This window comes from Actinoplanes sp. NPDC023936, from assembly GCF_040639325.1.
Lineage (GTDB): Bacteria > Actinomycetota > Actinomycetes > Mycobacteriales > Micromonosporaceae > Actinoplanes.
Genome location: NZ_JBEZZR010000003.1, coordinates 317,212 through 342,799, shown reverse-complemented (window position 1 = coordinate 342,799; position 25,588 = coordinate 317,212). Strand labels below are relative to the sequence as shown.

The 25,588-nt window shown below is 70.9% G+C and carries 19 protein-coding genes; 12 read left to right on the top strand and 7 right to left on the bottom strand.

Features of this window, described 5'->3' with window-relative positions; translation table 11 throughout:
* The first annotated feature begins 107 nt into the window (after window positions 1-107).
* Window positions 108-3,224 carry a BTAD domain-containing putative transcriptional regulator gene (locus AB0F72_RS06055; protein ID WP_360425880.1) on the top strand — a complete coding sequence of 1,039 codons (3,117 nt, stop codon included), beginning with the start codon at window positions 108-110 and terminating at the stop codon, window positions 3,222-3,224.
* Window positions 3,225-3,270: 46 nt separating this feature from the next.
* Here AB0F72_RS06055 and AB0F72_RS06050 read toward each other — a convergent pair whose 3' ends face one another.
* From AB0F72_RS06050 to AB0F72_RS06025, 6 genes are all read right to left on the bottom strand, one after another.
* Entirely contained in the window at window positions 3,271-4,359 is a 1,089-nt protein-coding gene (locus tag AB0F72_RS06050; RefSeq protein ID WP_360425877.1) for a glycosyl hydrolase 53 family protein, read from the bottom strand.
* A complete protein-coding gene (locus AB0F72_RS06045) occupies window positions 4,359-5,462 on the bottom strand; it encodes a glycosyl hydrolase 53 family protein (RefSeq protein WP_360425874.1) in 1,104 nt (367 codons plus the stop codon). The genes AB0F72_RS06050 and AB0F72_RS06045 overlap by 1 nt, the downstream gene beginning before the upstream one ends.
* Window positions 5,463-5,529: 67 nt before the next feature.
* Complete coding sequence (locus AB0F72_RS06040; protein WP_360425871.1) at window positions 5,530-6,585, bottom strand: LacI family DNA-binding transcriptional regulator; 1,056 nt, start codon at window positions 6,583-6,585, stop codon at window positions 5,530-5,532.
* Window positions 6,582-7,439 carry a carbohydrate ABC transporter permease gene (locus AB0F72_RS06035; RefSeq protein ID WP_360425868.1) on the bottom strand — a complete coding sequence of 286 codons (858 nt, stop codon included), beginning with the start codon at window positions 7,437-7,439 and terminating at the stop codon, window positions 6,582-6,584. The genes AB0F72_RS06040 and AB0F72_RS06035 overlap by 4 nt, the downstream gene beginning before the upstream one ends.
* Window positions 7,440-7,441: 2 nt before the next feature.
* Window positions 7,442-8,404 carry a sugar ABC transporter permease gene (locus tag AB0F72_RS06030; RefSeq protein WP_360425865.1) on the bottom strand — a complete coding sequence of 321 codons (963 nt, stop codon included), beginning with the start codon at window positions 8,402-8,404 and terminating at the stop codon, window positions 7,442-7,444.
* A gap of 57 nt (window positions 8,405-8,461) precedes the next feature.
* Window positions 8,462-9,772 (bottom strand): extracellular solute-binding protein, encoded by a 1,311-nt coding sequence (locus AB0F72_RS06025; protein ID WP_360425862.1) that lies wholly within the window; start codon window positions 9,770-9,772, stop codon window positions 8,462-8,464.
* Between the two features lie 197 nt (window positions 9,773-9,969).
* Here AB0F72_RS06025 and AB0F72_RS06020 point away from each other — a divergent pair, with 197 nt between their 5' ends.
* The 5 genes from AB0F72_RS06020 (at window position 9,970) to AB0F72_RS06000 (ending at window position 18,813) form a co-directional block, all read left to right on the top strand.
* The gene (locus AB0F72_RS06020) at window positions 9,970-12,369 is read left to right on the top strand and encodes a beta-galactosidase (protein ID WP_360425860.1); all 2,400 of its coding nucleotides are present in this window, start codon (window positions 9,970-9,972) and stop codon (window positions 12,367-12,369) included.
* Between the two features lie 287 nt (window positions 12,370-12,656).
* Entirely contained in the window at window positions 12,657-14,255 is a 1,599-nt protein-coding gene (locus AB0F72_RS06015) for a methyl-accepting chemotaxis protein (protein ID WP_360425857.1), read from the top strand.
* A gap of 55 nt (window positions 14,256-14,310) precedes the next feature.
* Window positions 14,311-16,380, top strand: a complete 2,070-nt coding sequence (locus AB0F72_RS06010) for a TRAP transporter fused permease subunit (RefSeq protein ID WP_360425854.1) — start codon at window positions 14,311-14,313, stop codon at window positions 16,378-16,380.
* On the top strand, window positions 16,377-17,378 hold the full coding sequence (locus AB0F72_RS06005) for a TAXI family TRAP transporter solute-binding subunit (RefSeq protein WP_360425851.1): 1,002 nt from the start codon (window positions 16,377-16,379) through the stop codon (window positions 17,376-17,378). Before AB0F72_RS06010 ends, AB0F72_RS06005 begins: the two co-directional genes overlap by 4 nt.
* A 91-nt stretch (window positions 17,379-17,469) precedes the next feature.
* On the top strand, window positions 17,470-18,813 hold the full coding sequence (locus AB0F72_RS06000) for a ferredoxin reductase family protein (protein ID WP_360425848.1): 1,344 nt from the start codon (window positions 17,470-17,472) through the stop codon (window positions 18,811-18,813).
* Between the two features lie 1,095 nt (window positions 18,814-19,908).
* Here AB0F72_RS06000 and AB0F72_RS05995 read toward each other — a convergent pair.
* Window positions 19,909-20,187: a hypothetical protein gene (locus AB0F72_RS05995; RefSeq protein WP_360425845.1), complete on the bottom strand. Its 279-nt coding sequence runs from the start codon at window positions 20,185-20,187 to the stop codon at window positions 19,909-19,911.
* 259 nt (window positions 20,188-20,446) lie between these two features.
* Between AB0F72_RS05995 and AB0F72_RS05990 the strand changes: the two genes are divergently transcribed.
* The 6 genes from AB0F72_RS05990 to AB0F72_RS05965 all read left to right on the top strand — a co-directional run bounded on the left by AB0F72_RS05990 (window position 20,447) and on the right by AB0F72_RS05965 (window position 25,566).
* A complete protein-coding gene (locus AB0F72_RS05990) occupies window positions 20,447-20,893 on the top strand; it encodes a hypothetical protein (protein ID WP_360425842.1) in 447 nt (148 codons plus the stop codon).
* A 34-nt stretch (window positions 20,894-20,927) separates the two neighbouring features.
* On the top strand, window positions 20,928-21,377 hold the full coding sequence (locus AB0F72_RS05985) for a MarR family transcriptional regulator (RefSeq protein ID WP_360425840.1): 450 nt from the start codon (window positions 20,928-20,930) through the stop codon (window positions 21,375-21,377).
* A gap of 97 nt (window positions 21,378-21,474) precedes the next feature.
* Window positions 21,475-23,001 (top strand): MFS transporter, encoded by a 1,527-nt coding sequence (locus AB0F72_RS05980; protein ID WP_360425837.1) that lies wholly within the window; start codon window positions 21,475-21,477, stop codon window positions 22,999-23,001.
* Window positions 23,002-23,086: 85 nt separating this feature from the next.
* Window positions 23,087-24,718 (top strand): methyl-accepting chemotaxis protein, encoded by a 1,632-nt coding sequence (locus AB0F72_RS05975; protein WP_360425834.1) that lies wholly within the window; start codon window positions 23,087-23,089, stop codon window positions 24,716-24,718.
* Window positions 24,719-24,797: 79 nt separating this feature from the next.
* On the top strand, window positions 24,798-25,058 hold the full coding sequence (locus AB0F72_RS05970; RefSeq protein ID WP_360425831.1) for a hypothetical protein: 261 nt from the start codon (window positions 24,798-24,800) through the stop codon (window positions 25,056-25,058).
* Between the two features lies 1 nt (window position 25,059).
* The gene (locus tag AB0F72_RS05965; RefSeq protein WP_360425828.1) at window positions 25,060-25,566 is read left to right on the top strand and encodes a GAF domain-containing protein; all 507 of its coding nucleotides are present in this window, start codon (window positions 25,060-25,062) and stop codon (window positions 25,564-25,566) included.
* Window positions 25,567-25,588: the final 22 nt, after the last annotated feature.

Genomic DNA, 25,588 nt, shown 5'->3' with positions numbered 1-25,588 from the left:
CCTCCCGTGACGTGCGTGCCCGGTGGTACGGACGCCACCGCCCGGAAAGATCAAAGGCAGCCGTCAGCGGTCGCGTCCGGGAAACCGGTGCGTGGCAAGATCTGCTGGTGCATATCGGCGTACTCGGATCGTTCGAGGTTCGCACGGACGACGGCGACCTCACCGACGTTCCGGGCGCGCGACTGCGCGGGCTGCTGATCGCGCTCGCGCTCGAACCGGGCCGGGTGGTGCCGCGGGCGACCCTGGTGGACTGGATCTGGGGTGAGCATCCGCCCGCCGACGCGACGAACGCCCTCCAGCGGCTGGTCTCCCGGCTGCGCAAACTGCTGCCGGAGGGCTCGATCGAGGGGCAGACCGACGGCTACCGGCTGGCCGTCGACCCGGACGCCGTGGACGCGGTGCGGTTCGAGCGGTTGATCAGGGACAACGACGGCCCCGACCGGCTGGACCGGCTGCGGGCCGCCCTCGCGCTGTGGCGGGGCGCGGCCATGCAGGACGTCGGCCTGCCGGACAGCATGGCGCTCGGCGCGGCGGTCACCCGGCTCGAGGGCCTGCGCCTGGCGGCGCTGGAGGACCGGTACGCGGCCGAGGCCGGCGCCGAGCTGGTCACCGAGCTGACCGGCCTGGTGGCCGCGCACCCGCTGCGGGAACGGCTGGTCGCCGCGCTGATGCGGTCGCTCGTGGCGGCCGGGCGCGGCAGCGAGGCCCTCGCTGTCTACCAGCGGACCCGGGAGGCCCTGGCGGACGCGCTCGGCGTCGACCCGTCGCCCGAGCTCGCCGCCCTGCACGTCGCTCTGCTCCGCGGCGGCGGCGGGCAGCGGGAGGCGGATCGCCGGACCAACCTGCGTGCCGAGCTGACCAGTTACGTCGGCAAGGGCGGCGACGTCGCGGCGGTCCGCGAGCTGGTCGCCGGGCATCGCCTCACCACCCTGATCGGGCCGGGCGGCTCGGGGAAGACCCGGCTCGCCACCGAGGTGGCGCGCACGCTCGTCGCGGACCTGCCGGACGGCGCCTGGCTGGTGGAGCTCGCCCCGATCGGCGCCGGCGGTGACGTGGCGCAGGCGGCCATCACCGGGCTCGGCCTGCGGGACGCGCTGCTCGCCGGCGCGCCGGACATGGATCTCACCGACCGGCTCGTCACCGCGATCCGCGAGCGGGAGGTGCTGCTGATCCTGGACAACTGCGAGCACGTGATCGAGCAGGCGGCGACGCTGGCGCACCGGCTGCTCGGCGAGTGCCGGCGGCTGCGGATCCTGGCGACGAGCCGGGAGCCGCTCGGCATCACCGGTGAGACGCTGTGGCAGGTCGAGCCGCTCACGGTGCCCGGGCGTGCGGCCGGGATCGAGGAGATCGCGTCCTCGCCCGCGGTCCAGCTGCTGCGGGACCGGGCGCAGGCGGTACGCAAGGACCTCGCGTCGGACGCCCGCACGCTCGCCACGATGGTGCGGGTCTGCCGGGCGCTGGACGGCATGCCGCTCGCCATCGAGCTGGCCGCGGCCCGGCTGCGCACGATGACTCTCGACCAGCTCGCGCACCGGCTCGACGACCGGTTCCGGCTGCTCACCGGGGGCAGCCGGACCGCGCTGCCACGCCACCGGACGCTGCGCGCGGTGGTCGACTGGAGCTGGGAGCTGCTCACCGGCGCCGAGCGGATGGTGCTGCGCCGGCTCGCGGTGTTCGCCGGCGGGGCGAGCCTGGAAGCGGCCGAGCGGGTCTGCTCCGGCGGCGGGGTCGACCCGGAGGACGTGCTGGAGCTGCTCACCTCGCTCGCCGAGAAGTCGCTGCTGGTCAGCGAGGGCGACGACGCCCCGCGCTACCGGATGCTCGGCACCATCATGGAGTACGCGGCGCAGCGGCTGGCCGAGGCGGGGGAGCAGGGTTCGGCCCGGCGGGCGCACCTCGCGTACTTCACCGCGTTCGCCGAGACCGCGGAACCGCATCTGCGCCGCGCCGACCAGTTGCGGTGGCTCGCGCTGCTGCAGGCCGAGCACGAGAACATCGGGTCGGCGATGCGCGGCGCGATCGCGGCCGGCGAGGCGGAGCAGGCCATGCGGCTCGCGGCCGCCGCCGGCTGGTACTGGTGGTTCAGCGGGCACAAGGCCGAGGGCGCCGAGCTGATCACCGCGGCCACCGAGGTGCCCGGCACGGTCCCGGACGAGATCCAGGCGCCGGTCTACGCGCTCGTCGTGCACTTCGCGGGCTCCGGCCGGGCCGACGAGCACCAGGCGGCCGCGTGGATCCGCAAGGCGTACGAGCTGCGGCAGCGGATCGGGGCCGGCAGCCCGCTGCTCGACCTGGTGGTCCCGCTGGAGCGGCTGCTGCAGGGGCTGGAGGCTTCCCTGCCGGCCTGGGACTCACTGCTGTCCAACCCCGACCCGTGGGTGCGCGCGCTCGCCCGGCTGCATCTCGGCAAGACCAGGATCAATTTGGGGTACGCCGGAGCGGACGCCGACACCTACCTGGAGGACGCGCTCACCGAGTTCCGGGAACAGGGTGAACGCTTCGGCATCTACTTCGCGCTCACCGAGCTCGCGGACCGGATCGCCGTCCGGGGCGAGCTCGCCCGCGCGTGTGAGCTCTACGAGCAGGCGATCGCCGTGGTGACCGAGGTCGGCGCCCTGGAGGACGCCATCGGTATGCGGGGCCGGCAGGCGGAGCTGTACTGGATGCTCGGCGACGAGGCGGCCGGCGCGGCGGCCATCGCCGAGGCGCAGCGGTGCGCGGAGCGGGTCACCTGGCCGGACGCTCTCGCCGAACTCGCCCTGGCGAAGGCGAACCTCGCCCGGCTGCGCGGCGACGCCCCCGAGGCCCGCCGGCAGATCGAGGCGGCGATGTCGGTGCTGGGCGACAAGGCGGAGCAGGCGACGGTCCGGGCGGTCGCCGACGACCTGTTGGGGCGCATCGCCGGGGATCTCGGTGAGGCCCGGGAACACCACGCGTCGGCCTGCCGGGCGGCGGCCGAGGCGGGCCACGCCACGCTGATCGCCGGCGTCCTGGTCGGTGTCGCCGACCTGGCGCTGCGCCGGGACCAGCCGGAACAGGCGGCCCGGCTGCTCGGGGCGAGCACCGGCCTGCGCGGGCTGCGTGACGCGTCCCACCCGGACCTGGATCGCATCGAGCGGGAGGCACGCCGCCGCCTCGGCGACACGGGGTTCGCCGAGGCGGCTCGGGAGGGCGCGCTGACCGGCTGGCGTCAGCTGACCGGGGTCACGCTCGCTTCGTGACCGTTACGCGCGCTGCTTAGAGGTGTCGCCTCCCCGGCGGGCGAGGTCAGGGTGTCCACCTCAGCCCGGGATTGACGTTGCCGGTCCAGTCGAAGGTGGCCATGTTGTCCCAGCCGTCGCCGGTGCCGTTGATGTTCGCCGGATCCCAGCCGTTGCCCTTGATGGCGTACCAGGTGGGTTCCCAGTAGAAGACGCCGATCGCGCCGGCGTTGCGGGCGGTGTTCTGCACCCAGGAGAACTGCTGGGCCTGGCCCGCGAAGGTGGACGGGATGTTGTCGCAGAGGACGGTGCCCGGGATGGAGTTCTTCTCGCTGTCCGCGTCGGCGGAGGTGAACTGGTACGCGGTCTCCACGACGACGACCGGTTTGGCGTACCGGGCGCGGAGGTCGGTGATGACGTTGTAGAGGTTCGCCAGCGTGCCGTGCCACATGCAGTAGTAGGACAGAGCGGTGACGTCCCAGGTGACGCCGGCCGCCCTGATGCCGTCGTAGAACCAGCGGGCGTTGCCGAGGCTGTCCGAGTTCGCCGTGTGGATCATGACCTGGGTCGAGCTGTTGCAGGCCTTGGTGGCCCGGTAGCCCTGCTTGAGCAGCGACGCGAGCGGGGCGAAGTCGCTGTTGACGACCTGGCCGCGCGGCCAGAGCATGCCGACGTTGATCTCGTTGCCGATCTGCACGCTGTCCGGTGTGGTGCCCTGCGCCTTGAGCGCGGTGCAGACGTCGTAGGTGTAGTTGTAGACGTCGGTCTGCAGCTGGCCGAGCGAGTGCGCGGCCCAGGCCGCCGGCGGGTACTGCTTGCCGGGGTCGGCCCAGGTGTCCGAGTAGTGGAAGTCGATCAGCAGCTTGAGGCCCTTCGCCTTGATCGCCTTCGCCTGCTGGAGGACCTTGGCCTTGTTGTTGTAGCCGCTCGCCGGGTTGTTCCAGACGCGCAGCCGCATGTAGTTGGCGCCGGCGCCCTTGAGGATGTCGTAGGGGTCGGTCGCGGCGCCGTTCCGGTAGTACTTGGCGCCCAGGTCGAGGCTGCGCTGCAGGGACGAGACGTCGGCGCCGAGCATGGTCAGCGAGGCGGCCTGCGCGGGCGACGGGGTGAAGGTGACCAGCACCGCCGCGATCAGGAGCATCCGGAGAAGCCGCATTACTTCACCCACCTGATGTACGGGTTGATCCGCCCGCCGTCGTCGAAGGTGGCCATGTTCTCCCAGGCGTTGCCGGAGTTCTCGATGTCCTCGGTGTCCCAGCCGTTGCCGTCGACGGCGGTCCACGTCGGCTCCCAGTAGAAGACGCCGAGCGCCCCGGCCGACCGGGCGGTCTCCTGCACCGCGGCGAACTGCTGCGCCTGACCGCGCGGGGTGGCCGGGATGCCGTCGCACGGGGCCGGCGACAGGATGATGTTCTCCAGGTGGTCGAAGTTCTCGGTGGTCCACGGGTACGCGGTCTCCGCGATCACGACCGGCTTCGCGTACCGCGCCCGGACGTCGGTGATCACCGTGGCGAGGTTGGCGAGCGAGCCGTGCCACATGCAGTAGTAGGAGAGCGCGGTGATGTCCCAGCGGGCGCCGGCCGCGGTGATCCCGTCGTAGAACCAGTGCGCCGCGTCGATGTTGCCGGCCAGGGCCGTGTGGATCAGGACCTTCGTCGAGCGGTTGCAGGCCTTGGTGGCGTCGTGACCGGCGTTGAGCAGCTGGGAGACGGGGCCGAAGTCGCTGTTGCTGACATATCCGACCGGCCACAGCATGCCGACGTTGATCTCGTTGCCGACCTGGACGCTGTCCGGCGTGGTGCCCTGCCGCTTGAGCGAGGCGCAGACGTCGTAGGTGTAGTCGTAGACGTCCTTCGTCAGCAGAGCCAAATCGTGCCCCTCCCAGGCGGCCGGGGTGAACTGCTTGCCGGGGTCGGCCCAGGTGTCCGAGTAGTGGAAGTCGATCAGCAGCTTGAGGCCCTTGGCCTTGATCGCGCGGGCCTGCTTCAGCACCTGCGCCTTGTTGCTGTACCCGCTGGTCGGGTCGTTCCAGATGCGCAGCCGGGCGTAGTTGACGCCGGCCTGCTTGAGGATGTCGTAGGGGTTGTCGCGCCGGCCGCGGAAGTCGTAGAACGCAGCTCCCAGGTCGAGCGCGCGGGGAAGGGTGGACACGTCGGCGCCGCGCATCGCCAGGCCCGGAGGCGCGGCGGGGGAAGCGACGGCAGGGGCGGGGATGAGGATCGCCGCGAGGACGGCGGCGATCGCGAGGACGGATCTCATGACACTCCTTTACGAACAAAAGGGGCGAAATGGTGCCGTAGATCTCCCGAGGCCGGGGCGGAGCGCCTCAGGCGGGAGAGGAGGAGCGGATCACCAGGCTGGTCGGCACGGTGATCGAGAGCGGGGTACGGCCGGCGATCACATCGGTGAGCAGCCGGACCATCTCCTCGCTGATCCGTTCCAGCGGATGCCGGACGGTCGTCAGTGGCGGCTCGGTGGTCGCCGCCAGCCCGGAGTCGTCGAAACCGACGATCCGGACGTCGCCGGGCACGTCCCGGCCGGCCTCGCGCAGCACCGGCAGGGTGGCCGCGGCCATCGCGTCGGACGCGGCGAACACCGCGTCGACCTCGGGGACCCGGTCGAGCAGCGCGCGCATCCCGGCCGCGCCGCTCTCCCGGCTCCAGTCGCCGTGCACGATGTAATCCGGGTCGACAGCGATGCCGGCCGCGGTCAGCGCGTCGCTGTACCCCCGCAGCCGGAACACCCCGCCGAACGTGTCCTGCGGCCCGGTGATCGTGGCGATCCGGCGGCATCCGGCGGCGAGCAGGTGCTCCACCGCGGTCCGGGCGCCGCCCCAGTCGTCGGCCGAGACCGAGCTGATCGAGTCCTCGAAGCCGAGCACCTGACCGCACGCGACGATCGGGACCTCGGCCTGGACCAGTTGCTTGAGCAGCGGGTCGCCGGAGTGCGGGGAGACCAGCAGCACCCCGTCGACGTGACCGCCGGAGAGGTACGCGAGGGTCCGGTTCCGCTCCTCCGGTGTCGACGCGATCATCAGGATCAGCGTCAGTTCCCGGTCGGAGAGCGCCTGCGCGACACCGCGCAGCAGCACCGAGAAGTTCGGGTCCTCGAAGAGCAGGTGCTGCGGCTCGGTGAGCAGGAACGCGATCGAGCCGGACCGGCCGGTGGCCAGCGAGCGGGCGTGCTGATTGGTCGTGTACCCGGTCCGGGAGATGGCGTCGTTGACCGCGCGGACGGCTTCCGGGCTGACCCAGTCGCGGCCGTTGAGGACCCGCGACACCGTCGCGTAGGACACCCCGGCCTCGCGAGCGACGTCGCGGATGGTGGGGCGTTTACGCCCTGCCTGGCCGGTGGAGGGTGACACGTTCGGGATCATAGTCATGCCTTGACGCCACCCGCCGCCAGGTCGACCTGCCAGTAGCGCTGCAACGCCAGGAAGAGCGCGATCAGCGGGACGATCGAGACGAGCGCGCCGGTGACCACCGCGGTGTACATGGCCGGCTGGTTCGCGCCCTGGTTGAGCAGGCCGTTCAGGCCGACCGTGATCGGGTAGAGCTGGTCGTCGCCGAGCATGATGTAGGGCAGCATGAAGTTGTTCCAGACGGCCACGAACTGGAACAGGAAGACGGTCACCAGACCGGTGCGCATCATCGGCAGGACCACGCGGGTGAAGGTCCGCCAGTCGCCCGCGCCGTCGATCCGGGAGGCCTCCAGGATCTCCGAGGGCACCGACGCGGCCGCGAAGATCCGGGCCAGGTAGATGCCGTACGGGCTGATGAAGCTGGGCAGCAGCACCGCCCAGTACGTGTTCGTCATGCCGGCCTTCGCCAGCAGCAGGTACTGCGGGATCGCCAGCAGGACGCCGGGCACCAGGACGCCGGCCAGGATCAGGTTGAAGACGAAGCTCTTGCCACGGAACTCGAACTTCGCGAGGGCGTACCCGGCCATCGCCGAGACGAAGGTGGAGATGGTCGCGCCCACGCCGGCGTAGAGGGCGGTGTTCGCCATCCAGCGCCAGTACAGCCCGTCGCGGTAGCCGTTGAGGCCGACCAGGTTGTCCCAGAGGTGGGTGCTCGGCGTGAGGGTGAACGTGGAGAACAGCTCGCCGGCGCTCTTGCTGGAGGCGATCAGGACCCAGAGCACCGGCAGCAGGCAGTACGCGGCGCCGAGCAGCAGGAGCGTGGTGGCGAGAGCGCTGCGCCTCTGCCGTGGCCGCGCGGAAGCAACAAGAGCCATGATCAGTCCTCCTGGCTGAAGGCCCGGCGCCCGACGAGCTTCAGGAAGCCGAAGGACAGGATGAAGGCGGCCAGCGCGATGATCACCGAGGTGGCGGCGGCCGCGTACAGATCGTTGCGGGTGAACGCGTCCCGGTGCACCTTCATGAGCGGCGTCCAGGTCGTCGAGATCGTGTTGGCCAGCGGCTTGAGCGTCATCGGCTCGGCGAACACCTGCAGGGTGGCGATCATCGAGAAGACGAACGTCATCACCAGCGAGGGCATCACCATCGGGATCTTGATGCGGAGCGCGATGGTGACGTCGGAGGCGCCGTCGATCCGGGCCGACTCGTACAGGCTGGTCGGCACGGCCCGCAGCGCGGTGTAGATGACGATCATGTTGAAGCCGGTGCCGCCCCAGACCGCGATGTTCGCGACCGCCCAGAGGGTCAGGTCGTTGGAGAGCAGGTTCGGCGCGGTGATCCCGGCGGATTCGAACAGGTCGGTGATCGGGCTGACCCGGGGCAGGTAGAGGAAGCCCCAGAGCAGCGAGGCGACCACGGCGGGCACCGCATACGGCAGGAAGATCGAGATACGGGCGAACTTGCTGATCGATTCCCGGGTGCGGGCGGCGTCCAGCAGCAGGGCCATCAGCAGGGCCAGTCCGAGCATGGTGGGCACGACGATGAGGCCGTACGCCCCGACCCGCCACACGCTCGGCAGGAAGTCGGGATCGGTCAGCGAGCGGGCGTAGTTGCTCAGCCCGGCCCACACCTCGGTCCGGGCGGCCTTGCCCAGGCCCAGGCCGCTCACCTGGGTCTTGCGCAGGCTCAGGTATCCGGCGTAGACGATCGGCGCGGCCAGGAAGAGCGTGAAGAGGATCAGGGCCGGGGCCAGGAAGGCGTACGGGACGCCGGTCCGTCTGGTCCGGGGGCGGGAGGCTACCTGAGGCGTGGAGACGGCAGGCCTGTCCAAGATCAGCGACATCGCCGAACCTTTCTTGCGGTACGGCCCGGGCGGCTCGCGAGCCGCCCGGGCGCACGGTCATCCGGCGACGGTGAAGCCGCTGTTCTTCAGGTCGTCGACGGTGGTCTGCTGCATGGTCGCCAGCGACGCGGTGAAGGCGCTGGCCTGCTTCGCCTCGGCCGCCTTGCCGAACGCGTCGTTGAAGGCGCTGTACGCGACGTTGACGTTCGGCCCGTACGTGAAGGGCTTGGTGGTCCGGGCCGCCTCGGCGGCGATCGTCCAGAAGTCGGCCTGGTCGGCGAAGAACGCCGGGGGAGCGCTCAGCGCGCTGCTCGCGTCGTTCGCGGCGGGGTAGATGTTCGCCTCGGCGGCGAGCAGCTTCAGCGCGGCGGGGTCGCTGTTGAGCCAGGTGATGAACTTGGCGGCCTGCGCCTTGTGCTTGGTCTGGGTCGTCACGCTGGTGGCCGAGCCGCCCCAGTTGCCGGTCGCCGGGCTGGCGGCGTCCCACTGCGGCATGGGCGCGGCCTTCCACTTGCCCTTGGTGTCCTTGGCGCTGCCCTCGAGGACGCCCGGGGCCCACACGGCGCTGACCCAGCCGACCTGGGTGCCGTCGTTGAGGGCGGCGTTCCACTCCGGGGTGTACATCGGCTTGTTGTCGATGACGCCCTTCTCCACCAGGCCACCCCAGTACGCGGCGACCTTCTGGGTGGCGGCGTCGTTGATGTTGACGCTCCAGGCGTCGCCGTTCACGCCCCACCAGGAGGCGCCGGCCTGCTGCGCGAGACCGGTGAAGAGGCCGGCGTCGTTCGCGGAGAAGGTGCCGACGTACTGCTTCGGGTTCGCCTTGTGGATCTTCTCGGCGGCCGCGGCGTAGTCGTCCCAGGTCTTCGGCGCTTCGAGGCCGTTCTTCTCGAACACGTCGGCGCGGTAGAAGAACATCAGCGGGCCGGAGTCCTGCGGGACGCCGTAGACGGCCTCGGATCCGAGGGTGACGCCGTTCCACGTGCCGGCCGGGAACCTGTCCTTGAGCGAGCCGGCCTCACCGGCGATGTCGGTGATCGCGTCCGCCGAGACCAGGGTGGGAATCTTCTGGTACTCGGCCTGCATGATGTCCGGCGCGCCGGAGCCCGCCTTGATCGCGGTCAGCAGCTTGGTGACGGCCGGGTCGCCGCCGTCCTGCTTGTTGACAGTCACCTGAATGTTCGGGTTCGCCGCGTTCCAGGCCGCGACCACCTTCTCCATGTTCGGGGCCCAGGTCCAGTAGGTCAGCGCGACCTTCGCGTCCGGGTCGGCGGCGTCGGAGCCCGAGTCGGAACTGGTGCAGGCGGTGCCGGTGAACAAGACCGCTGCGGTCAGAGCCGCCATGAGCGGTACGTATGTGATCTTCATCGATCCTCCTTGATCGGCTTGGTCCGGGGACGGGAGCCGTGGACGGACCCGGAAAAGCGGGGCGGGCCCTGTGACCGGTTACAGTGCTGGTGTTACGGCCATGTGTCAAGCCCTTGCGTTCAGCCCGTGGGCGCTGTGTATCGTTCGCCCACGCCGGGCTGTGACCGGTTACAGTCAAAATCCGAGGAGGGGTTCTCGTGCCCACTGATCCAACGAGGTGGCCCGAGCCGCTCTCCGTTCGCCACCACGCCTGGGCGACGCCGCTGCGCCGGCCGCGGATGAGCAACGAGGAAGACGCGCGGGCCGGGATCTCGCTGACCAACCGTTACCTGGAGCTCGGCGGCGTGCCGGTCGTCCCGGTCTCCGGCGAGCTGCACTACTCCCGGGTGCCGCGCGAGCGATGGGCCGAGCGCCTGCGGCAGATGAAGGCCGGCGGCGTGACGGTGGTGGCCAGTTACGTCTTCTGGTTGCACCACGCGCCGCGCCGGGGCGAGGCCCGCTTCGACGGCAACCTCGACGTCGCCGCGTTCGTCGACCTGGCCGTCGAGACCGGCCTCGACGTGGTGCTGCGGATCGGTCCGTGGTGCCACGGCGAGGCCCGCAACGGCGGCTTCCCGGACTGGGTGCGGCACGCGCCGGTCCGGCACCGGACCGACGACCCGGCCTATCTTGAGCTGGTCCGCGAGTGGTTCGGCCAGATCGGAACGGCCCTGAACGGGCGTGCCTCCGAACGCGGCACGGTCCTCGGCATCCAGATCGAGAACGAGCTCTACACCCAGCCCGAGCATCTCCGTACCCTCAAGAGGTTGTCCCGCGAAGCGGGCATGTCCGCGCCCATCTGGACCGCCACGGCCTGGGACAGCGCCGAACTGCCCGAGGGCGAGGTGCTGCCGCTCTACGGCGGTTACGGCGACGGCTTCTGGGTGGAGACCGACGCGCCGTGGGCGCCGAACTTCCGCGACCACTACTTCTTCTCGCACGTCTGGGACGACCCCGGCATCGGCGCGGACGTGCGCCGCGCGCAGAACATCGAGGCGGCCAAGGGCGGCCCGCGCACCCCGTCCGACCTCTTCCCGGCCGCGACCTGCGAACTCGCCGGCGGGATGGCGACCGCCTACCACCGGCGGCCGCGCCCGGACGCCCTCGACGTCGCGGCCATCGCACACTGCAAGATCGGCAACGGCTCGGCCTGGCAGGGCTATTACATGTATGCCGGCGGCACCAACCCGGCGTCTCCGGACGGGATGCAGGAGTCGCACGCCACCGGGTACCCGAACGATCTGCCGCGCCTCGGCTACGACTTCCACGCGCCGATCGGGGAGGCCGGCGCGCTCGGCGCCAGCCACGCCGAGTTGCGCCGCCAGCACGCGTTCCTCGCCGCGTTCGGCGACCGGCTCGCCGAGATGCCGTCCACCCTGCCCGACATGCGGCCGACCGGGGTCGAGGACAGCTCGACGCTGCGCTGGGCGCTGCGCAGCGACGGCACCTCCGGGTTCGTCTTCGTGGCCTGGCACCAGCCGCACTTCCCGCTCGCCGCGTACGAGCAGGCCCGCTTCCGGGTCGAACTCGACGATCTCGTTGTGGAGTTCCCGTCCCGGCCGGTCGACATCCCGCCCGGAACCCTGGCCCGCTGGCCGGTCGGCCTGACCGCCGGCGGCGTCCGGATCGCCTGGGCCACCGCCACCGCGCTCACCCTGCTGCCCGGCGAGATCCCCACGCTGGTCCTGCTGGCCGACGAGGGCATCGCGCCGGAGGTGGCCGTCGCGGGCCCTGCCGGCATCGAGGTCCACGAGATCGTGCCGAGTCTCGAACCGGTTCGATGCGGCACGCTGGACGTCCTCGTCCTCCCGGCCTCGACGGCCGGTTCGGTCTGGGTGGTGGAGACCCCCGCCCGCCGGCTCCTGCTCAGCGACGACGAGCTGCAGTGGGACGCTGCCGGCCGGGTGCGGGTCAAGGCGCAGGGGCTTGCGAGGGTACGGGCATACCACCCGGCCACCCGGACATTCGCCCCCGTGGAGAAGGTGCCCGGGGCAGCCGCGCCGGTCCCCGCGGCCTCGCCGGTGGCGGCCTCTCCGGCTGCGACCTCGCCGGTGGCGGCCTCTCCGGCTGCGACCTCGCCGGTGGCGGCCTCACCGGTTGTGGCCTCGCCGGTTGTGGCTGAGCTGGTGCGTCCGGCGGCGACGGCGGTCCCGGTCAGCTACGGCAAGCACGACGGCCGCCCGTCCGCCCCGGCCCCGGACGTCTTCGACGAGCTGGCCGCCGTCTACCGCCTGGCCGTGCCGGAGTGGGCCGCCGACCCCGCGCTCGACCCGCTGCTCCGGATCGACTGGGCCGGCGACGTGGGCGAGCTGCGCATCGACGGCCGTACCGTGACCGACCGCTTCTGGGACGGCGCCCGCTGGATCGTCAACCTGATCGACGCCGGTCACCACCCCGGCGCCGAGGTGACCCTGCACCTGCTGCCCCTGGCCGCAGGCTCACCGGTCCACCTCCCCGCCGACGCCCGGGACCGCCTCGCCACCGTCGACGACCAGCTCCTGGAGATCACGCACATCGACGTCCAGCCCCGAACCACCACAGTCGAACAGCTCCGGTAGCCACGCATCCGCCCCGGCCGCGCTGTCGCCGCTCCCTCGCGTGGGCGGCGGCACACCGAGGCTCGCACCGGCCGCGATGAGGTCGCACCGAGGCGCTCCGTGCGTCTTCATCCCTGCCCTGACATCGATGAAACGCCACGCCGGCGTTGCGTGCGGGCTGATCCACGCTGCGCCGGCGTTGCGTGCGGCTTCGGGCGGGTGGGGACGGTGGCCCAGGGACTCAGGGATGGGAGAGTGCTGCCGAACTACGAGTGGGGAGGAACGACTGCGCGGAAGGGGACCTCTGTATGTCTCGCTCGCCGTGGCAGCGGCTCGCGGACCTGCCTCTGGCGGTCAAGATGCTCACCTCGGTCGTGGCCGTCGCGGTGGCGTGCGCCGTGGTCATCGGCATTGCCGTGGGTGGGTTGCGGACCGTCGAGACCAAGTCGAAGGTGGTCTACGACCACGGGGTCACGCCCATCTCGCTGCTCGCCAGCCTGCACCAGGACGTGCTGCGGACCCGGATGTTCGCGCTCAACTACTTCATGTCGGGCGCCGCGTTCCGGGAGAAGATCACCACGCAGGTGGCGGAGCTGGACGACCGGGTCGCGGACACCTGGGGGAAGTATGCGCCGCTCACCGCGGACGCGGAGACCGCCTCCGGGTTGAAGGCGAACTACGACAAGTTCCTGCAGTTGCGCGACGACGTGATGCTGCCGGCGTCCAACTCCAGCGACCTGCCCGGGTTCTGGAAAGGGTGGAACGAGGCCACCACGGTCTTCACCGAGGTCGACGAGCAGTTCGCCGTCCTGGAGCAGGCGCACGCCACGGAGGCGGTCGCGGCGACCGACGAGGTCACCGACGCGAGGAGCTCGGTGACGACGCAGGTGCTGGTCATCGGCCTGCTCGGGCTGATCATCGGCTTGTTCGTGGCGGTGCTGGCGGTGCGGGCCGTGGTCGGGCCGGTCCGTAAGGTCACGGATGTGCTCCAGTCGGTCGCGGGCGGTGACCTGACCCGGGATCCGGACATCCACAGCCGGGACGAGGTGGGGCAGATGGCGGACGCCCTGCGGCAGGCCACGTCGAGCATGCGGGACGCGGTCGGGGTGATCAACGGGAGTGCGGCGACCGTACTCGAATCGTCGCGGAACCTGAACTCGGTGAACGACAACCTCGCCGGTGGCGCAGCCACCGCGTCGGACCGGGCCGCCGCCGCGCAGCAGGCGGCCGAGGACGTGGCGCGGCATGTGCACACGCTGAGCGCGGCGGCCGAGGAGATGGGCGTGTCGATCCGGGAGATCGCGACGAACGCCTCGGACGCGGCCGGGGTGGCCGGCGAGGCGGTCTCGGTGGCGCACGAGACCAGTGGCATCGTGGCGAAGCTGGGCGAGTCGTCGAACGAGATCGGCAACATCGTCAAGGTGATCAACCAGATCGCCGAGCAGACCAACCTGCTGGCGCTGAACGCGACCATCGAGGCCGCGCGCGCCGGTGAGCTGGGCAAGGGCTTCGCCGTGGTGGCCGGCGAGGTGAAGGAGCTGGCGCAGGAGACCGCGAAGGCGACCGAGACGATCAGCCAGCGGGTGCAGGAGATCCAGACTGACACGTCCAGCGCGGTCACCGCGATCGAGCGGATCTCCGAGGTCATCGTGCGGATCAGCGACTACCAGACCACTATCGCCTCGGCCGTGGAGGAGCAGACCGCGACGGCCGGCGAGATCAGCCGCAGCGTGACCGAGGCGGCGGGCGGCGCCGAGGAGATCGCCCGCAACATCAGCGACGTGGCGGACGCCGCGCAGGCGACCACGGCCGGGCTGGAGGGCTCCCGGTCGGCGGCGCAGGAGCTGGCCGGGATGGCGGACGAACTGACCGGCGCGGTCCGGAGGTTCGAGATCAGCCGCCGATAACTCATCCGAGTAGACGCTCGTTACAGAGAAGAGCGGGCATAGTACTGTCCGTTTCATGGGCGCTGATCGATCTCTTGAGTTGCTGCACCATGACGAGGAGGAGCGCCCAGCCCGCGAGCTCACCGGGCGGTTCCGCGCCGTCGTCGCGATCGTCGCCTTCGCTGTCGCCCTGCTGGTGCTCGGGCAGGTGTTCCGGCCGCTCGCGCAGGGCAGCCAGTTCTACCTGATCATCTTTCTGGCCGGCACTCTTCCACTGGTCTTCCTGGCGTACCACAGCGGTTTCGGTGGAAAGCGTGACAGGCCCACCTGGCCGGACCTGATCCTGGCCGGGTCGGCCCTGGTGGTGTGCCTCTATCCGGTGAATCCGTTCGCCGGCGGCTACAACGCGTTCCTGGACCGGCAGGGCCTGCTCGAGCCGGTCGACGTGATCTTCGGAGCGGTGCTGCTCTTCCTCGTCGTGGAGGCCTGCCGGCGGACCACCGGGTGGGCGCTGCCGATCGTCTGCGCGATCTTTCTGGGGTACGGCTACTACGGCGGCCTGCTGCCCCAGCACTGGCCGATCGCGCACGCCGGACTCGACTTCGCCCAGATCGTCGACGCGCTCTACAACTCCGGCAGCGGCTTCTACGGCACACCGCTCGACGTCGCGGCCACCTACATCGTGCTCTTCACCATCTACGGCGCGGTGCTCGACCTCTCCGGCGCGAGCCGCTTCTTCGTGGACCTCTCGGTCGCCGCCTTCCGCAAGTCGCGCAGCGCCGCCGGGCGCACCGCGGTGGCCGCCGGCTTCCTGCTCGGCACCGTCTCCGGATCCGGCACGGCCACCGCGGTCAGTGTCGGCGCGGTCACCTGGCCGATGCTGCGGCGCGCCGGGTACCCCCGCGAGCAGGCCGGCGGCATGCTGGCCGCGGCGGGCGTCGGCGCGATCCTCTCCCCGCCCACCCTCGGCGCGGCCGCGTTCATCGTCGCCGAGTACCTGAACGTCTCCTACCTGACCGTCCTCGGCTGGGCGATGATCCCGACGGTCCTCTACTACCTCGGCATCCTGCTCGCCGTCGAGATCGACGTGCGGCGCTACGGTGTCCGGGCGCTGTCCCCCGAAGGGGCCGGCGCGTGGCGGCTGCTCGGCCGATTCGGGTACCACTTCTCGTCGCTCGTGATGATCGTGGTGCTGCTGGCGATGGGGGAGTCCGCGACCCGCTCGGTGGTCTACGCGACGATCCTGGCCGCCGCGCTGTCGTTCCTGGACCGCCGGGCCTGGCTCACCCCGCGGCGGGCGTTCGAGGCGCTCTCCGCCGGGGTGCGCGGCGTGCTGCCGGTGGTCGCGGTCTGCGCCGCCGCGGGCGTCATCACCGCCACGACCACGAAGACCGGCCTCGGCGCCCAGCTCGCGTCGCTGCTGGTCAACGGCGCGCGGGCGGTCACCGACAACCCCGAGGCGGTGCTCGGCCTGACCGTGGTCCTGGCCGCGTTCGCGCTGGCCGTGCTCGGTCTCGCGGTGCCGGTCACGGCGAGCTTCATCATCGGCTGGGTGATCATCGGGCCGGCCCTGCTCGCGCTCGGCGTCCCCGCGCCGGCCGCGGCGATGTTCGTCTTCTACTACTCGGTGCTCTCCGAGGTCACCCCGCCCACGGCCCTGGCGGCGGTGGGCGCCAGCGCGATCACCGGCGGCCGGGCGATCCCGACCATGTGGCAGGCCCTGAAGTACGCGTTGCCGGCCTTCCTCGCCCCGATCGCGTTCGTGCTGACCGGCAACGGTGAGCATCTGCTCGCCCGCGGGTCGTTCGCCGAGGTCGCCTGGACCACTGCCGTCGCGGCCCTCGCCGTGCTGGGTCTGGCCGTCGCCACCGGCGGCTGGGTGCTCGGCGTCGGCCCGGCCGGCACACCGAGCCGGGTCCTCGCCGCCGTCGCCGGTCTGCTGCTGCTCTACCTGGAGCCGGTGGCCGTCGCGCTCGGCGTGGGCGCCCTGGTCCTGGCCGTCGCCATGGCCGCTCTGCGCCGTAGGAGAGATCGGAGAGACAGGTCCGGCAGGGGCGACAGGCCCGGCAGGCCGGACCGGCCCGACGTGCCCGAGGGGACCGAGCGACCCGACCAAACCGACCTGATCCCCCGGAGGAGCGTATGAGACGAACACTGAGCATCACCCTGGCCGGCGTCCTGGCGGCGGCCACGGTGTCCTGCGGCGGCCGGCAGGACAGTGCCACGACCGACGCCGGCGGCGACGTCACCTGCGAGGTCGCCCAGTCCACCCGGATCGGCATCGCGACGGGCAACGCCACGGGTGTCTACTTCGCCCTGGGCAACGCGTACGCGGAGCAGGTCAACACGGCCGGCGGCAACGTGCAGGCGACCGCGTCCGAGACCGGCGCGTCGGTGCAGAACATCCAGCAGCTGGTCGCGGGTACCTACGACGTGGCGTTCTCGCTCGCCGACACCGCGGCGAACGCGATCAACGGAACCGGCAGCTTCACCGAGAAGCAGCCGATCGCCGCGCTGTCCCGGATACACACCAACTACACCCAGGTGATCGTCCGCAAGGCGGCGGGCATCACGGACGTCGCCGGTATGAAGGGCAAGCGGGTCTCCACCGGCTCACCGAAGTCCGGCACCGAGGTGATCGCGCAGCGGGTGCTCACCGCCGCCGGCCTGGATCCCGCGGCGGACGTGAGCGCGCAGAAGCTGGACCTCGCCAAGACCGTCGACGGGATGAAGGACGGCACGATCGACGCGATGTTCTTCTCCGGAGGCCTGCCCACGCCGGGCATCACCGATCTGCTCACCACGTCGGCGGACACTGTCGGGTTCCTGGACATCACGCCGCTGCTGCCGGAGATGCAGAAGATCAACGAGGTGTACCAGGAGGGCGTCATCCCGGCCGCCACCTACCGGACCCCGGCCGACGTGAAGACGATCGTGGTGCCGAACGTCCTGCTGGTCCGCGACGACCTCGACCCGGACGTGGCCTGTGTGCTGACCAGGACCCTCTTCGACCGCAAGACCCAGCTGGAACAGGCGAACGCGGCGGCCAAGGAGATCAGCCTGGACACCGCCCGCGCCACCGACCCGGTGCCGCTGCACCGCGGCGCCGCCAAGGCGCTGGACGATCTGGGCGCTCCGCAGTGAGCCGTGCCGCCGCCGTCACCCACGGACTGAACCGGAGAGTGACGGCGGCGGTACACCCGGTACACGCCGATGTTCAGCAGGGGAGACCGGGATGATCGCCGTGACCCATCCGCAGGTAATCGCCGCCCGCCGTTCCGCCCGGGTCGCGCACGTGGTGCTCGGGGCCTTTCTCCTCGTCAACCTGGTCGCCGTGCAGGCGATGTTCGTCCTGGCCGGCCCCGGGCACAACCTCGCCGGCTCGATCGGCCGGCTGCTCGGCCTGCACCTGGCGTTCGCGATGGCGCTGCAACTGCTGCTCGTCGCCCGCCTGCCGATCCTGGACCGGGGCGTCGGGATGGACACGCTGACCAGCTGGCACCGATGGACCGGCTTCGCCATCTTCTGGCTCGCGATCCTGCACCCCGCGTTCGTGGTCCTCGGCTTCGCCCGGCACGACCGGGCGCCGTACGCGCAGACCTTCCTCAGCCTGTCCGGGCAGCTCCCGGTGCTGCTCGGCGTGGTGGCGGTCGCCTTGATCGTGCTGATCGTGGCGCTGTCGGCGCGCGCCGCGCGCCGCCGCCTCTCCTACGAGGCGTGGCACGCCGTGCACCTGCTGCTCTACGTGGTCGTGGTGCTCGGCGTGATCCACCAGGTCTACGAGGGCACGGCCTTCACCATCAACATCTGGACCCAGGTGTACTGGTGGGGGCTGTGGGCGTTCGCCGTCGGAGCGCTGCTGGCCGGCCGCCTGGTCGTCCCGCTGGCCCGCAACGCCCGGCACCGGATGCGGGTCGCCGCTGTCGTGCCCGAGTCCGGCGACGTCGTGTCGGTGCACGTGACCGGCCGCCATCTGGAACGGCTGCGGGCCACCGCCGGTCAGTTCTTCCTCTGGCGTTTCCCGGAACACCAGTCCTGGTGGCAGGTCAACCCGTTCTCCCTCTCGGCCGCGCCGAACGGTCGCTCCCTGCGATTGACCGCCAAGGCCATCGGTACGACCAGTGCCGGGCTCCGTGATCTCCCGATCGGGACACGGGTCTACGCCGAGGGACCCTACGGCGCCTTCACCCTGGCGCAGCGGACCCGCCCCGGCATCCTGCTGGTCGCCGGCGGGATCGGGGTGACGCCGATCCGCGCGCTGCTGGAGGACCCGGCGATCGGCTCCGACGTGGTCGTCCTCTACCGGGTGCGCTCCACCGCCGACGCCGTCCTCCTCGGCGAACTGCGCAACCTGGCGCGGGTCCGCGGCGCGCGGCTGCACGTGCTCACCGGCCGGACCGGCGGGAACAACCAGCCGTTCCACCCGGAGAACCTGTCCGCGCTGGTCCCGGACGTGATCGACCGGGACGCCTACGTCTGCGGGCCGGCGCCGCTGACCCGCGCGGTGGTGGCGAGCCTGCGATCGCTGCGCGTCCCGTCCCGCCAGATCCACGCCGAGCTGTTCCGACTGGCCGCGTAGCGGATCACGCAGGTGGGTTGACCACCAACGTTCACCGGGTCTGATTCGTCAGGGGGCCTTGGTTCGAGGTGAGCCCCGGCGTTATCGGCGTTCGCTGCGACCCGCGCTCGTCCCCGGCGTTCGCTGCGACCCGCGCTCGTCCCCGGCGTTCGCTGCGACCCGCGCTCGTCCCCGGCGCGGGGGCGGCCAAGACGTCAGGGCGGCGGGTGCCGGCGTCGCGCCGGCGCAGGTATTTCTGCGGGCCGCCGTGATGAGCCGTGGCCGGCGGCTGTCGGTGGGGCTGGCCCGGGGTCGTCGGCGGCCCGGTGAAGGTTCGTGGTCAACGCACCCGGTGGCCGGGCTGGCGCTGAGTGCTGTCCCCGCTGGTTAATCGAGGAAGTCGTCTACCGGCGGAAACGTGGGCGCGAGCCGTAGGCCAGAGTGGTTACTCCAAGGGCTTGTTCACATGTGTGAGCTACGGCCGGGCGGCGCCAGCCGTAGGCCAGAGCGGCTACCTGAGCTTGATCACATGTGTGAGCTACGGCCGGGCGATGTCAGCCGTAGGCCAGAGCGGTTACCCGGGCTTGATCACATGCCTGAGCTACGGCCGCGACGGCGCGTTCCAAGATCGGCGAGGCGGGAGGCTTAGCCAGCGGGGTCAGTGCTGTGCCGAGAGCGCTGACCGGCTGGTCCGGCTGGTGGTCAGTGCTGTTCCGGCATCTCATCGGCAGCGCTGACGACCAGCTCACCTCTCCCGGCTGGCTGCCAGTGCTCCCGAGCGTCCATCTTGTCCGCACTGAGAACCAGCCGGCCCGGATCGTTCCAAGATCCGCCAAGCGGCGACACCAGCCGGCCCGGATCGTTCCAAGATCCGCCAAGCGGCGACACCAGCCGGCCCGGATCGTTCCAAGATCCGCCAAGCGGCGACACCAGTCGGCCCGGATCGTTCCAAGATCCGCTAACAGGGACACCGTGCGGGCCTCGGTCGCTCCACTATCCGCTGAACGCGGGCGCCGGCACAGCCCGCCGAACCTGCCAGGCGCGCTCGACCGTGCCGGCTGTCGGCGGAGACGACCCAGCCTGGGCCTTCACCCGTGAACGTTCATGGGCAACGCGCTAGAGATCCCGCACTTCGAGGACGCGGGTGGCGGGCGCCGCCTCGCCGATCGCGGACCGCAGCTGCGCGCGGCGGGGGTCGGCCAGGAAGGAGTCGAGGCCGGAGCGGGCGGCGAAACGGATCACCTGCACCTCGGTGCCGCCGGTGGTGTCGCGCATCCGCCGTTCCAGGGCGCCGCCGTGCCGGCCGAGGAGCGTGAGCACGTCGTCCTCGTACCGCCGGCCGGCCTCCTCGTGCCCGGCGGCCATCTCGACCACCGCGACCAGAAGCAATGTCATGGCCGCAGTATCACTCACGGTGGGCGGATATCGGCGCCCATATATCCCAATGGTCTAAGCGGAATGTGAACATTTGCATGTATCTGTCGCGTTCGGACGATCCATCACGGTCGGTCACAACGGAGCGTCGACAAGGGTGGGTGAAGTTTATTCACATTGGAGGGCCGATGTCCCGTGCCATCCTTCCCGCGCAACCGGCTGAGAAGGGTGGCCCGTCCCGGTAGGCTGACCCGCAGGTAACCGTGCGGCAGGAGCTGCGATGCCGGCGAACGACAACGACATCCTGGTCCGGCTGGGCCGGTGGGCGCTGGGCAAGGTCTGGTTCGGCTGCGTGCTCTCCGGGGCCTACGCGGCCGGCCGTCACTACCACTGGTCGCAGGCCTTCCTCACCGTGGCGGCCGTGCTCGGGGCGATCGGTCTCGCCCTCGCCACCTCGTTCCTGCCGGTCTGGACGCGGGAGCGGCCCAGCGGCATCCCGGTCGCCGACATCGGCCTGCGGGTGATGGTCTGGGGCGGTCTGACCGGTTCGGTGATCGCCCTGCTGATCGGGTTGCCGGCGGTCGGCATGGTTGCTGCCGCCCTGCTGCTGAACACTGCCGCGCGCACGTTCGGCGACCCGTTCGGGCCGGTGATGCGCCGCCTGCGGATCACGCCTGACGTGCGGTATCGCCGCCTGAGCAAAAGTGACGCGTCACGCATCAGCTAGAAATAGGTATGCCGTCATACCTAATAATGGAGGCATGACGGAATCGGACGACGCGGTGGCGCTGATGCACCTGGCCCACCAGCTGCATCGCAACCTTGAGCGCCGCCTCCAGTCCGATTTTGCCCACCCGAAGCCGCCCGAGATGCAGATCATCGCGCTCTGGCAGGTCCGGGCCCGTCCCGGTATCACGGTCCGGGAGCTCGCCGATGAGCTCCAGCTGCGGCCGAACAACGCCAGCGCCCTGGTCACCGCGATGGTCGCCGCCGACCTGCTGCGCCGGGAACCCGACGAGCGGGACCGGCGGGTGGTGCGGCTGCACACCACCGAGGAGGCCCGGCGCCGGATCGACCAGGTGCAGGAGCTCTTCACCGGTTATCTGCTGGGCGCGCTGGAACGGCTCGCCCCCGAGCAACGGGCAGCGGTGCGTGCCGCTCTGCCCAGCCTGACGGAACTGTCCGGCCTACTCCGGTCGGACGGCCGCTGAGCTTCACCCGTACCCAATCAATCGCACCAAAGATGGAGCACCCCCGATGCCGCCGGCAATCGTCGCTGAAACACCCACCCCCTCCCATTCGCCGCCGGTGGCCGCAGGCCGCGGCGGGCCCTGGCTCTCCCTGATCGCTGTCGCGTTCGGCCTGTTCATGGTCGGCCTGGACGGCAGCGTCGTCTCGATCGCCAACCCGGAGATCGGGCGTGACCTGGGCGCCAGCACCGCCGAGCTGCAGTGGGTGACCAACTCCTACCTGCTCGCGCTCGCCGCCGCGCTGATCCTCGGCGGCAAGCTCGGTGACCGGTTCGGCCGGCGCCGTTACTACCTGATCGGCGTCGCGGGCTTCACCGTGGCGTCGGTCGCCATCGGGCTGGCCGGCTCGATCGAGGGTGTCATCGCCTTCCGCGCCGCTCAGGGCTTCTTCGGCGCGCTGCTCATGCCGAACACGCTCGGCATCCTGCGCGCCGTCTTCCCGCCGAAGAAGTTCGGCATGGCGGTCGGCATCTGGGCCATGGTCTCCTCGGTCTCCACCGCGCTCGGACCGATCGTCGGCGGCCTGCTCGTGCAGCACGTCAACTGGGAATCGGTCTTCTACATCAACGCGCCGATCGGCGTGATCGCGTTCATCTTCAGCGCCTGGGTCCTCGCCGAGAGCAAGAACTCCACCGGCAAGCACAAGTTCGACGTGGCCGGCGTGCTGCTGCTCGCGGCCGGTCTGCTGGTCCTGGTCTTCGGCGTGGTCAAGGGCGAGACCTGGGGCTGGGCCTCGGCCTCGACGATCGGCACCATCGTCGCCGGTCTGCTGATCGTCGTGCTCTTCGGTTGGTACGAGACCCGCCAGGAACACCCGCTGCTCCCGATGCGGCTGTTCCGCAGCCCGGCGCTGACCATCGGCGCGGTGATCACCGCGATCAACTTCTTCACGCTGCTCGGCTCGATCTTCTACATCATGCTGTACCTGCAGAACATCCGCGGGTACACGCCGGTCATGGCCGGGGTGCTCACCCTGCCGCTGAGCCTCGCCTCGGTCGTCGCCTCGCCGCTCGGCGCGGCGCTCACCGACAAGTTCGGCCCGCGTCTCACCATGCCGATCGGCATGGTCCTGCAGGGTGCCGCCTCGCTCGGCCTGCTGCTGCTCGGCACCGACTCCAGCTACCACGCGATGTGGCCGTCCTTCGTCGGCCTCGGCCTCGGCGTCGGCATGGTGATGGCCGCCTCCTCCGAGGCGATCGTCGGCAACGCCCCGATCAAGGACGCCGGCGTCGCCGGTGGTCTGCAGGCCACCATGCTGCAGATCGGCGGCGCGCTCGGCACCTCCGTGCTGATCTCGCTGATCAGCAGCAAGGTCGGCGCGACGCTCGTCGGCTCGCTCACCGACGCCGGCGTGCCCGCGCCGATGGCGCACGGCCTCTCCGAGGCCAAGGACGCGGTGGCCATGGGAGTCGCGCCGGTCTCGGCCGACATGACCGATGCGGTACGGGCCGCTGTGGTCGACGGCGCCGGAACGGCCTTCATGAACGGCGTGCACGTGGCCGCCCTGGTCGCCGCGGTGATCTGCTTCCTCGGCGCGATCGTCGCCGTGGTCGGCATCCGGCGGGGAACCCCGGCTCACCAGTAACTCCCGTTGCGAGCGGGCCTTTTCGCCGGAAAAGGCCCGCTCCGCCGTGCTCAGCAGGTGCGGCACGGGTGCCGAACGGGAAGACATGAGCACGATGACGGCGGAGGCCGTGGTGACCCCGGACAAGGGCCGTGGTTACTGGGCGGATCTCAGTGTCAACATCAAGGTTCTGGTGGCGGTCAGCGTCGCGGCGGTGGTCGCGCTCGTGATCGGCGTGCTGGGCCTGCGCGCGCTCGCCGGAGCCAGCGACTCGGCGCAGGAGATCTACTCTGCCAACGTGCTGGGCGTGGCCGCGCTGGGTGAGCTGCAGAACGGCATGACGCAGGCACGACTCGATCTGTCGAACCAGGCGATCAACAAGGACGCCACCGCGAAGGCGCAGTACGCGGACCAGTACGCCGCCGACGTGAAAGCGGTCGAGGCCAGCTGGGACGAGTACGAGACCACCGACCCGGTCCCGCCGGCCGACATGGTCGCCGACGTGCAGGCGGACTGGCAGGCCTTCGTGAAGATCGCGGACGATCAGCTGCTTCCCGCGGGGACGCGTAACGACCTGACGACGTGGCTGACGGTCCGCAACGGGGAGATGGCGGACCTGGTCACGGAGATCAAGGAACACGTCTCGGAGATGAGCGAGATCGAACAGGCCGCCGCCGCGGATGCCGCCGCCGACGCCCGCTCCTCCTACGAATCCAGCCGCATCCAGTCGATCGTGCTGCTCGTGGCCGGGCTGGCCGCCGCGATCGCCCTGGGACTGTTCGTCGCCCGGGGTATCGTCCGTTCGCTGCGCCGGGTCACCGACGTCTGTGAGGGACTCGCCGACGGCGACCTCACCCGCAGCAGCGGGCTCACCTCCAGCGACGAGCCGGGCCGGATGGGCCGCGCCCTGGACCTCGCCGTCATCCGGCTCCGGGACACCGTCAACACCATCGGCGGATCCGCGGCCACCCTGGCCGGCGCGTCCGAGGAGCTCTCCACGGTCAGCGCCCAGCTGCAGAGCGGCGCCGCCGACGCGGCCACGAAGGCGACCTCGGCGAGCGTCGCGAGCGAGGACGTCAACACCGGCGTCCAGTCGATCGCGGCCGGCGCCGAGGAGATGAGCGCCTCGATCGCCGAGATCGCGACGAACGCGGCCGAGGCGGCCCGGGTGGCCCAGGAGGGCATGTCCGTCGCCGAACGCACCAACAACCAGGTCGCCGAGCTGGGCCAGGCGAGCGCGGAGATCGGCGACGTGGTCCGGCTGATCACGAGCATCGCCGAGCAGACCAACCTGCTGGCGCTGAACGCGACGATCGAGGCGGCCCGCGCCGGTGAGCTGGGCAAGGGCTTCGCCGTGGTGGCCGGCGAGGTGAAGGAGCTCGCCCAGCAGACCGCCAAGGCGACCGAGGAGATCACCCACCGGATCGGCGCGATCCAGGAGTCCAGCGGCTCGGCAGCGGCCGCGATCGGGGAGATCACCCAGGTCATCCAGCAGATCGGCGACTACACCACCACGATCGCCTCGGCCGTGGAGGAGCAGACCGCCACCACCGGGGAGATGAGCCGGTCGGTGGCGGACGCCGCCACGAGCAGCGGAGACGTCGCGCGTACCGTCTCCGGGGTCGCCGAGGTGGCGAGCGCCACCGCCGACGGCGCCAAGGCCACCCAGCAGGCCGCGGCCGACCTGACCCGGCTCGCCGGGGACCTGACCAACCTGGTCGGCGGGTTCCGGCACTGAATTCCCCTGGATTCCGCCTTCCCGCCGCCGATGGATTCTTCGCTGAACGAAACATTCCTCGTCGAAGCAGGAGCCGTGGATGACCGAGCCTTCGCCCTATGGGCTGTCACGACCCACCGTGGAGGACGCGCGGGCCGCCGTGCTGCGGGTGCACGGCGGTGACGGGCCACGGGTCTGGGACGAGCTGGTCCGGACCGCCGGGTCCGACCTCACCCTGGACCGGCTGCTGCCCGTGATGACCGTCGCCGACCCGACCACCCGGCTCTGCGCGCTCGCCCTGCAGATCCGGCTCACCTCGCACACCCATCTCGCCGCCGCACACACCACTGTCAGGAGCTGACGTGAACACCGACCTGTTCGACCGGCTGGGCACCCCGGAGCGGATGCGTGAGATCGCCGGTTTCGACCTGCTCAATCCCGACCTGCGGACCAGCCTCGACGAAGTCGCCAAGCGCAGCGCCACGCTGCTCGAAGCGCCGGTGTCGCTGGTCTCGGTGGTCCTCGACACCTCCCAGATGATCATCGGTGGGCACGGCGTCTCGGGCTGGGTGCACGAGGCGCAGGGCACGCCGGCGGAATGGGCGATGTGCACGCACACCGTGCTCGCCGGCGAGCCGTACTGCGTGATCGACGGCAGCAAGGACCCGAAGCACGCCGACAACCCGTTCCTCAACATGACCGGGCTGCGCAGTTACCTCGGTGTGCCGCTGATCGGCGAGGGCGGCCAGGTGATCGGCGCGCACTGCGTGATCGACAGCCGCCGCCGGATCTTCACGGACGTGGATCTGGCCGTGCTGACCGACGGCGCGGAGAAGGTCATGAAGCTGATGCGGGCCTACCGGGTCTGATCCGCCGGCCGCGGGCGATCCG

Excerpts from the sequence above, each read along its gene's own strand:
- AB0F72_RS06035 (WP_360425868.1), bottom strand. The coding sequence starts at position 7,439 with ATGGCTCTTGTTGCTTCCGCGCGGCCACGGCAGAGGCGCAGCGCTCTC.
- AB0F72_RS06005 (WP_360425851.1), top strand. The coding sequence starts at position 16,377 with ATGAGACGAACACTGAGCATCACCCTGGCCGGCGTCCTGGCGGCGGCC.
- AB0F72_RS06050 (WP_360425877.1), bottom strand. The coding sequence starts at position 4,359 with ATGCGGCTTCTCCGGATGCTCCTGATCGCGGCGGTGCTGGTCACCTTC.
- AB0F72_RS06000 (WP_360425848.1), top strand. The coding sequence starts at position 17,470 with ATGATCGCCGTGACCCATCCGCAGGTAATCGCCGCCCGCCGTTCCGCC.
- AB0F72_RS06040 (WP_360425871.1), bottom strand. The coding sequence starts at position 6,585 with ATGACTATGATCCCGAACGTGTCACCCTCCACCGGCCAGGCAGGGCGT.
- AB0F72_RS05990 (WP_360425842.1), top strand. The coding sequence starts at position 20,447 with ATGCCGGCGAACGACAACGACATCCTGGTCCGGCTGGGCCGGTGGGCG.
- AB0F72_RS06010 (WP_360425854.1), top strand. The coding sequence starts at position 14,311 with ATGGGCGCTGATCGATCTCTTGAGTTGCTGCACCATGACGAGGAGGAG.
- AB0F72_RS05985 (WP_360425840.1), top strand. The coding sequence starts at position 20,928 with ATGACGGAATCGGACGACGCGGTGGCGCTGATGCACCTGGCCCACCAG.
- AB0F72_RS06025 (WP_360425862.1), bottom strand. The coding sequence starts at position 9,772 with ATGAAGATCACATACGTACCGCTCATGGCGGCTCTGACCGCAGCGGTC.
- AB0F72_RS05995 (WP_360425845.1), bottom strand. The coding sequence starts at position 20,187 with ATGACATTGCTTCTGGTCGCGGTGGTCGAGATGGCCGCCGGGCACGAG.
- AB0F72_RS06045 (WP_360425874.1), bottom strand. The coding sequence starts at position 5,462 with ATGAGATCCGTCCTCGCGATCGCCGCCGTCCTCGCGGCGATCCTCATC.
- AB0F72_RS05975 (WP_360425834.1), top strand. The coding sequence starts at position 23,087 with ATGAGCACGATGACGGCGGAGGCCGTGGTGACCCCGGACAAGGGCCGT.
- AB0F72_RS06015 (WP_360425857.1), top strand. The coding sequence starts at position 12,657 with ATGTCTCGCTCGCCGTGGCAGCGGCTCGCGGACCTGCCTCTGGCGGTC.
- AB0F72_RS06030 (WP_360425865.1), bottom strand. The coding sequence starts at position 8,404 with ATGTCGCTGATCTTGGACAGGCCTGCCGTCTCCACGCCTCAGGTAGCC.
- AB0F72_RS05970 (WP_360425831.1), top strand. The coding sequence starts at position 24,798 with ATGACCGAGCCTTCGCCCTATGGGCTGTCACGACCCACCGTGGAGGAC.